General features: G+C 57.6%; 6 protein-coding genes and 1 pseudogene. 1 reads left to right on the top strand and 6 read right to left on the bottom strand.

Annotation, left to right across the window (positions count from 1 at the left end; translation table 11 throughout):
• Window positions 1-87 precede the first annotated feature (87 nt).
• The gene (locus BRX37_RS25595; protein ID WP_125990275.1) at window positions 88-1,347 is read right to left on the bottom strand and encodes an IS110 family RNA-guided transposase; all 1,260 of its coding nucleotides are present in this window, start codon (window positions 1,345-1,347) and stop codon (window positions 88-90) included.
• A gap of 153 nt (window positions 1,348-1,500) precedes the next feature.
• Between BRX37_RS25595 and BRX37_RS25600 the strand changes: the two are divergent.
• Window positions 1,501-1,839 (top strand): annotated as a pseudogene (locus tag BRX37_RS25600) (integrase core domain-containing protein); the annotation flags it as partial.
• Window positions 1,840-2,411: 572 nt separating this feature from the next.
• Here BRX37_RS25600 and BRX37_RS26985 read toward each other — a convergent pair.
• The 5 genes from BRX37_RS26985 to BRX37_RS25620 form a co-directional block, all read right to left on the bottom strand.
• Complete coding sequence (locus tag BRX37_RS26985) at window positions 2,412-2,579, bottom strand: DUF6771 family protein (RefSeq protein ID WP_164522541.1); 168 nt, start codon at window positions 2,577-2,579, stop codon at window positions 2,412-2,414.
• A gap of 352 nt (window positions 2,580-2,931) precedes the next feature.
• Window positions 2,932-3,333 (bottom strand): hydroxyisourate hydrolase, encoded by a 402-nt coding sequence (uraH, locus tag BRX37_RS25605; RefSeq protein ID WP_081331805.1) that lies wholly within the window; start codon window positions 3,331-3,333, stop codon window positions 2,932-2,934.
• Between the two features lie 120 nt (window positions 3,334-3,453).
• Complete coding sequence (locus BRX37_RS25610; RefSeq protein WP_234792487.1) at window positions 3,454-3,981, bottom strand: lipocalin family protein; 528 nt, start codon at window positions 3,979-3,981, stop codon at window positions 3,454-3,456.
• Between the two features lie 416 nt (window positions 3,982-4,397).
• Entirely contained in the window at window positions 4,398-5,909 is a 1,512-nt protein-coding gene (locus BRX37_RS25615; protein WP_063976921.1) for a Fic family protein, read from the bottom strand.
• Between the two features lie 477 nt (window positions 5,910-6,386).
• Window positions 6,387-6,878: a hypothetical protein gene (locus BRX37_RS25620; RefSeq protein ID WP_125990277.1), complete on the bottom strand. Its 492-nt coding sequence runs from the start codon at window positions 6,876-6,878 to the stop codon at window positions 6,387-6,389.
• Window positions 6,879-7,240 lie beyond the last annotated feature (362 nt).

A 7,240-nucleotide genomic window follows, 5' to 3' on the forward strand; every position in this document is an offset into this window, starting at 1 on the left:
CAGCGGACCTTCATCGTCATCCCCGCAAAGGGGGCGACATCATCTCGGAATCAGGGGGCGAGTAATTCTCGGAACAGGGGGGCGGCATCATTTCGGAATGAGGGGGCGGCTTCCCTCGGAATCAGCAAACGGTCGGTACTCTGTCCCCGTCTTGATGACGGCATGGGCAACGCGCGCCATCTTGGCGGTGAGCGCCGTCATCGCCTTGCGGCGACGATCGGCATCGTCCGCGTGCCCGGCAGTGTATCGTCCGAGCTTGTCGCGGAAACTGTTGTTGCGCTGACGTGCGGCGACCTGGGCAGCCATCCAAAAGGTCCGCCGCAATCGCGCATTACCGTATTTGGACAGCATCGTGCGGCCTCGGAATGTGCCGGACTGCCGGGTCGCAAGATCAAGACCGCAGAACTTCAGGAACTGGCGGTGATGGCTGAAGCGGCTTAGATCGCCTGCCTCGGCGAGAATGGTCAACGCATTGATGGGCCCAATGCCGGGGATCATGCGCAAGAGCTGATAATCGCGGTTTTCGGCCAGCATGGCATGCGCCGTTCGCTCGATCTCGTCGCGCTGTCGGATCAGGTTGCGTGCTTGGGCGATCACCATGCGGAACATAGCGATCGAGACGGAATCCTCGTCGACAGGTAGCGCCACGGAGGCGCAGGCGGTCTCGTAGATATCGTTGATCAGCCGGGCTTTGGACACCTTGCGGCCGACCAAGTCCCATGCTTCGCGGGAGAAAGTCTCCTGGCCGAGCACAGTCATGCTGGCTGGGGTCGGGAATCGTTCGAGCAGAGCAAGGAACCAGTCGGATCGGCTGTTGCCAGCGAAGCGTTCAATCTCCGGGAAATAGAGCGGCAGGTAGTGGGTCAGGATGCGATGCCATGTCTGCGTCTTAGCCTTGGAGATCGCCTCGTGCGTTTTCGACATCTCCTGCAGGTCGTTGATCCCGGCGGCGAGCGGATCGACGTATCGCTGGGTGGCGCCAATCCGCAGCATGTGCAGGATCACTTGCGCATCCTTGGAATCGTTCTTGTCCCAGCCATTGTGCAGAGCCTCGCGCGTTCGAGCCAAGGCAACGGACGAGATCAAGCGCAACTCGAAGCCGGCGGACAGCAGGCGATGCGCCAGCGTGCGATGGTAGTTACCAGTAGCCTCGAAGCCGACGATGATCGGACGCCCGATGTCGCTAAGATCCGTGGCCAAGCGATCATAATCTGCCTTTGTCGCCATCACCGTCATGCGACGTCGGCGTCCGCCTTCTGGACGTTCGATCAGGACCTCCTGGCGGTGTTTGGACATATCGATGGCTACCAGCACGGCGTCGGTGGGATTAGAGCTACGCTTGGTCATGGTCGGTCTGTCTCCAAAGGGTTGAGTCGACAACTTCACTTTAGAGACCTGCGGGCCGATCATGACCGCCTTGATGAAGCCTGCGGGCGCTACGCGCCCTTGCCTTCATCAAGGCGGTGCGCCCCTTCGAGGGGCCGCTTCCCAATGTGCTATGGTAGCGAGTTTATCGCGACCGCCGTCCAGAAATGGTTGGGGCAGATCGGCGTGAAGACGCTCTATATCACCCCGGGATCACCATGGGAGAATGGCTATAACGAAAGCTTCAATGGGTCGCTTCGCGACGAACTGCTCAACGGCGAGATCTTCTACAGCCTCGCTGAGGCCAAGGTGCTGATCGAGGCATGGCGGCGGCATTACAACACCGTTCGCCCTCAAAGCAGCCTGGGCTACCGACCGCCGGCACCGGAAACGGCGACACCGCCATATCCGGCCTCCGGTTCCGCTTCGCTCCACCTCCGTCCGGATATGGCGGCGATGGGCTTAATCCACTAACAAACCAATCGGGCCACTCGGTGGGGGCAGATCAATGTTGACGACGGCCTGCCACAAATTTGCTCTTTCTTCATGGATGTGCCCCAAGGAAGGCATCACCCATTACCAAGTCTCGCACTGCGAGCTCCATGTCCCAAAGTTCAAGACGCCCGTTCAGGCTCACCCGATGGCACAGGAATGTTTCGAGAAGAGGTTAGCTGCAGCGGAAGGCCAATGCAGCTCGCGAAATTTGCGATCGCCAAAGGTTTCATCGAACAAGCAGACTTGAACTAGATCAAGCAATCGACAGCCTTTACCACTGCTTCCTTCTAGTCCCGACGATCTACAGGTCGCATGTCCACACATCGGGTTCCTACACCGAGGCGGAAGGGCGGGACTGCCAGCTGGTCGACGTCTGATCGCGTGAACGCCCGCTGTTCCGAACACCACAAAAAATCGGCAAAATGGAATTCAGCTGGCTTAGAGGATACGTCGAGCAACTAGACCGTACGGTGCTTAGAGGCTGCGCCGGGCGCATCGCAGAATCGAAACCCGCCGCCGTTGGCGTTATATCCCAATTATGCAATGGCCGGTCATTCAGGCTGTTCGCTCTGCTTGCTGATGGCGTCGGCAATGATCATGGCGAGAGACTCCTCCGCGCGTACACGAGCCCCCGGATCCTTTGACGTCAGATCCTGCTTGATCCACATCGGTGCGCGTTCGATCACGGCGAGAATGGCGGCCTGCACAGGTTCAGTCATGCACTCGTCTATGCCGGGCCTTGGCTGCCGAGGCAACGCATTGGTTGTAAACATCACCTGACAGCAGGGGCTGCAGCGCAAAAAAGAAGTCCACCATCTTCTTTCGAGGGGCCGCCAGCCGCCGACTCAGCACTTCACGGCTTTTCCTGCATCCCATGCTCAGCGCCGTGCCTCCGCGGCGAAAATAGGATTGCAGCCTGTATGCGCCAACTCCTATTTGCTTTGAGCTACATTGGGCGGCTGAGAGAAAGCGTAGGGCGTCGCTTCCTGGCTCGTCTCATCAGCCTCGCACTATCAGCAGTTCAGCCAGCAGGCTTCGCTCGCGAACCCCGGAAAAGACAACTGTTGGATGTTAATTTCCCCTATAAGTCGAGTATCCATAAGGGCTGACTACAACCGGGACATGATAATGGCCCTTTTTGTCGGCGACGCGAAACGTCAGGGTTATTTCAGGGAAGAAGGGATCTGCAGACGCATCGGGATATTTCGACATGTCGAATTCAAGGCGGTAGATACCCGTGTCGAACAGGCCGCCATCGTCGAAGCTGCCAATGCGCCCATTTGCATCCGTGATTGATTTCGCCACTCGCTCCCAGCTGCCATCAGACAATTGTTTCTTAAGCGAAACGGGTACGCCTTGGCGGCCCGTGCCGTGGGCGAGGTCGAGCACATGCGTCGAAATGTCAGCGGCAGCAGCCGGCATGATGCCGCATCCATAGATAGAGGCAAATGCAGCTATGGCGGATAGTCTCATAATCAACTCCTGGGGAAGCAAATTTTCTAGGTTTCGCGCCATTGGCCCACGCCTTTTAGCGATGACCAGAGGAGCAATGTGCATAAAATGCGACCACAATGAAGCGCTCAAACACCTCGGTTATTGTCGGGTGACGCGTACCAGGCTCCAGTCATATCCCAAGCGTTTGACACGTTCGGCGAGCTCGGTTTTCATTTGGTCTGAAGGATGCTGGTCACGGGTCAGCACCCATAGGTATCGGCCGCTGGGTTCTCCAACGATAGACCAGCTATAATCGTCGCCATGATCCAACACCCAATAGTTACCGTAGAATGGACCAAAGAACGACACCTTGAGTTTAGCATTGCTGCTCCCCTTGACCGGCTTGGCCCTGCCGACCGATTCCTTCCACTTCGATCCGCGACGTCCACGGTTGATGACTCGGACGGTGCCGTCTGAGTTCATCACATAGTTGGCGGTGACGCCGTCCATGTCCTTCTGAAAAGGTGCCTCATACCGGAATTGCTCGAACCAAAGTCCCAAATATTGTGTAAGGTCGACGGGTTTGGCTGGGCCGGGCACATTAATGTTGCCCACCGGCCCAGCCCGCTGAATGACAGTGCATGCGCCCAGAAGCGTCGTGGCGGCCAACAGACTGGCGATGATCAATTTTCTTTGCATTTTGCTTTCACGATATGATGTGATTGGCCTGCTATACGCGCCGGATGTTCGATGTTTCCAAAGGAGGGACGCGGACCACTCCGGCCGCCTTACTTTGGCATCCGGATACGATCTAAGCGAACTAGGCTCCAATTTCTTGCAGGTAAGACGGTGGAGGGCATTTGGAAGGCGGCCGGTGCATATTCAGGCGTAAAAATATCTCGGTCGAAACAGTGGCTGTGAAGGCAACTGATAGGCCACTCTTCACGGTTGCCTCGAACCGCTCTAGCGCTCCGCTGGTAGAAAGCAGATACTGCAAGATATCGAAAATGGGCCAGCGAGATGTCCCCGACTGCTCATTACGGGCGCGATGTCTGTAGTGCGTTGTGTATCTCGCAAAGGACCGCAAAAGGCGGAGACGCATCTCATTTGATGAGGCCAGCGATAAATTCGCCAAAGGGCCGGAGCTCTCCGCTAGTGCTCGCTGTCTCCAGCACGGTCATATACTGGTCCCGCCGATCGACCGGAATGATCGTCCAGGGGTAACCTCCTGATGCCATCATCGCGTTCATCAGAAAGCGGCCGATGCGGCCATTGCCGTCAATGTACGGATGAATATAGACGAACACGAAATGCCCCAGAACGACCCGGACCGCAGGGTCCGGCTCATCCCGGAGCAAGTCAAAAAAGACCGGCATTGCGTCCCTGACGGCATCAGGCCCAAGCGGGACGTGCCGTGAACCTCGGATAAAGACAGCATTGCTTCTGTATCCGGCGAGATCGCTCGGCTTGATGATGCCTGCCGCAACACTTGGCGCAAACAGCTCTCGGTACCAGACAGGGTGGTCGCGGTCCGCGACATCGCCAGCATTGCGGCCCGCAAGAATCTCCGTCAGGCTTGATTTCACGGCCTGAAATGACTGCCAATAACCTCGCGCCGCCATGGCATCGCGGTGCGCTCGGTCATCCTCGTTGAACTCTGGATCCCAGTTGCCGCCCCGCACGCGCTCGATGAGCCCTGGGCTGACCCGGTACCCTTCGATCGAGAGGGAGTTGTAGGCGTCGTTGACGTAATTTTCCTCAACTTCCGCCAGATATGCGGCGGCGTCGTTGCGGTGAGGTGGTTCCGGGAACAGGCCAATCAATTGCTCTCGTAGATCCTGCCACATGAGGCGGATTCTATTGGCTGCTGGAGAAGGGTCTCGTGGGAGCGGGTAGGCGAGGGGGTGGGAAAATGGGTCGCTCTCCCGTACGTCGTAGCCCGCACTTTTCATCGTGCCTGAAATGTCGTCAGCGATGCGGTTTCGTCCGATATTCCGAAAAGCGCCTGCCAAGCGACCCGCGACAACACTGTGCCCGCCATCCAGCAGTCTCTCCAGCAGCGCCGAGGCGTCCCGCTGCGCGGCGAGCGCAGTTCGAGCATCCGTCGGATAATTGAGATAGAATTGCGGGCTAGCAGCGACGAGGGCCGCCTCGGCGCGATAGATGCGGACGCCGTCAGCCGTCACCGTGCGATCACGATCCGCAGGAAGCGACAGGCGAGTATCGATCAGTGAAGTACCGTGGATCAATTCTGTAGGCTTGTTACGGCCGCCGGGTGCTCGCACGAGCAATTGCTGGGGGACCGTTCGATTTCCAGAATGCAGCAAGAGGGATTGGTCGGGCGCGAGGATCCAATCAGAACCGAGCCGTTCTGTCAGATAGGCAGTGACAAATTCCCAGAAGCTGGCGAACCAGGCGGTGCTTTCTCCAGCCGGTTCATCCGGTCGAGCCGGAATATACCAACCACGCATGACCTCCTTGAGGAAACCTGCTTCGACAAGCCGCTCGCGGTCCAGCCGACTTAGATCTACCGAACGGATAGCAACAAGTCCGTTCGTCTGAAGACGTTCGAGCGCTTCTAGGGCATTGGCGAGTTTTTCAGCAGGGCGGGCCATTCCCCACTTCTATCATATTTCGCTTATAATGCTGTGCCATATTTCGCTTTTCGAGTTGTGCGAATTTTAGCTTTTAATGCACAGTGGGCCGGGGTGGGAACGACCATGCTCCGCTTACGAGCGCTGAACTATCTCAGCAACCGCCTTCCCGCTCGACATAACATTCAGCCGCTGCGAGCGTGACACCGGCGCCCTCATCGTTATCAGTATAGGAACGGCGCAGGTGGGATCGCTGAGTCCAGTGCGCAAAAGTTTCGCTATATCTTGAGCGAAGATAGTGTTGAAGACTTCCGGCCTTGAGCAACCTTGCACTGCATTCGTGATTGTTCACCGGACAGGTAGCTGTCCAAGACAATTTGTCCGGTCGCGAAATTTTGTCGCCTATGGGCAAGATCGTGCAAATCCTGTCACCCAGAGACAGGTCAGGACCGTGGGGTTTTTGCCGAAGGCCATTTACGACGATGATGACGGCCAGCTTTAAAGCTCAGGCACGTGGCCCGATAGATCGATCCGTACTTTGCTGAAATCCACATCGGCAAATATGAAATTCCGCTTGTTCGCTTCCTGCGGTGTAAGCCTGCCGGTGGTGATCGCCCAATCCAGTTTGGCCCTTGCAATTGCCTTTTCATGGGTTCGGTTCCAGACTGGATCAGGTGCTGGCGTGCCGTCACGCAGTTGCTGTCTGGCTAATCGCCATCGCGCGCGTCGCTGATCCTCGCTGTCATTTATCAGGGCCCCGAACGGGCAATTGGATCGCAGCTTACGGCCCAGGCTATCATTCTGAACTAGAAGCGCCATCCACAGTTCATGTGACCTACGCGTCAACAGGAAACGCCAGAAACGCTGGCCTATCGTTTCCGCCTTGGCAGCGACCCGGTGATCCAGGGCAAGCCGCGCTGCCTCAGCGAGAGGGCCGATGCCCTCTGGCTGGCATCGTAGCATATCGACCAGCTGGATGGCGCGCAGCAAACCGCAGCGTTCCGTGATAGTATGGGAATTATGCTGCCTGTCCTCGGATGACGCAGCGCGGTCCGTTGGTCCAGTGTCAGCCGTTTCCCTGCCGCGCACGTCGTTGCTCCTCACATTGCGCCCGCTCTCTCAGACTCTTTTCAGCTCGCCATCGCCAATGTGCGGGCACAAGGAGAAGCGTATGTGGGTCGCTCGATAAGCCGGGCCAATACCGTATGCGCAACACCATTAGCACTGAACCACCCCGGCTTTCCCGGAGGCATTTTGAATTGAGTCATGCAACCATATCGAGGGTCTCTCTGGCTGCATAGTAGTTTGCCTCGGCCTCGGCGGGCGGGATGTAGCCGATGGGGCCGAAAAGG

The organism is Sphingomonas sp. S-NIH.Pt3_0716 (assembly GCF_003950715.1).
GTDB lineage: Bacteria > Pseudomonadota > Alphaproteobacteria > Sphingomonadales > Sphingomonadaceae > Sphingobium > Sphingobium yanoikuyae_A.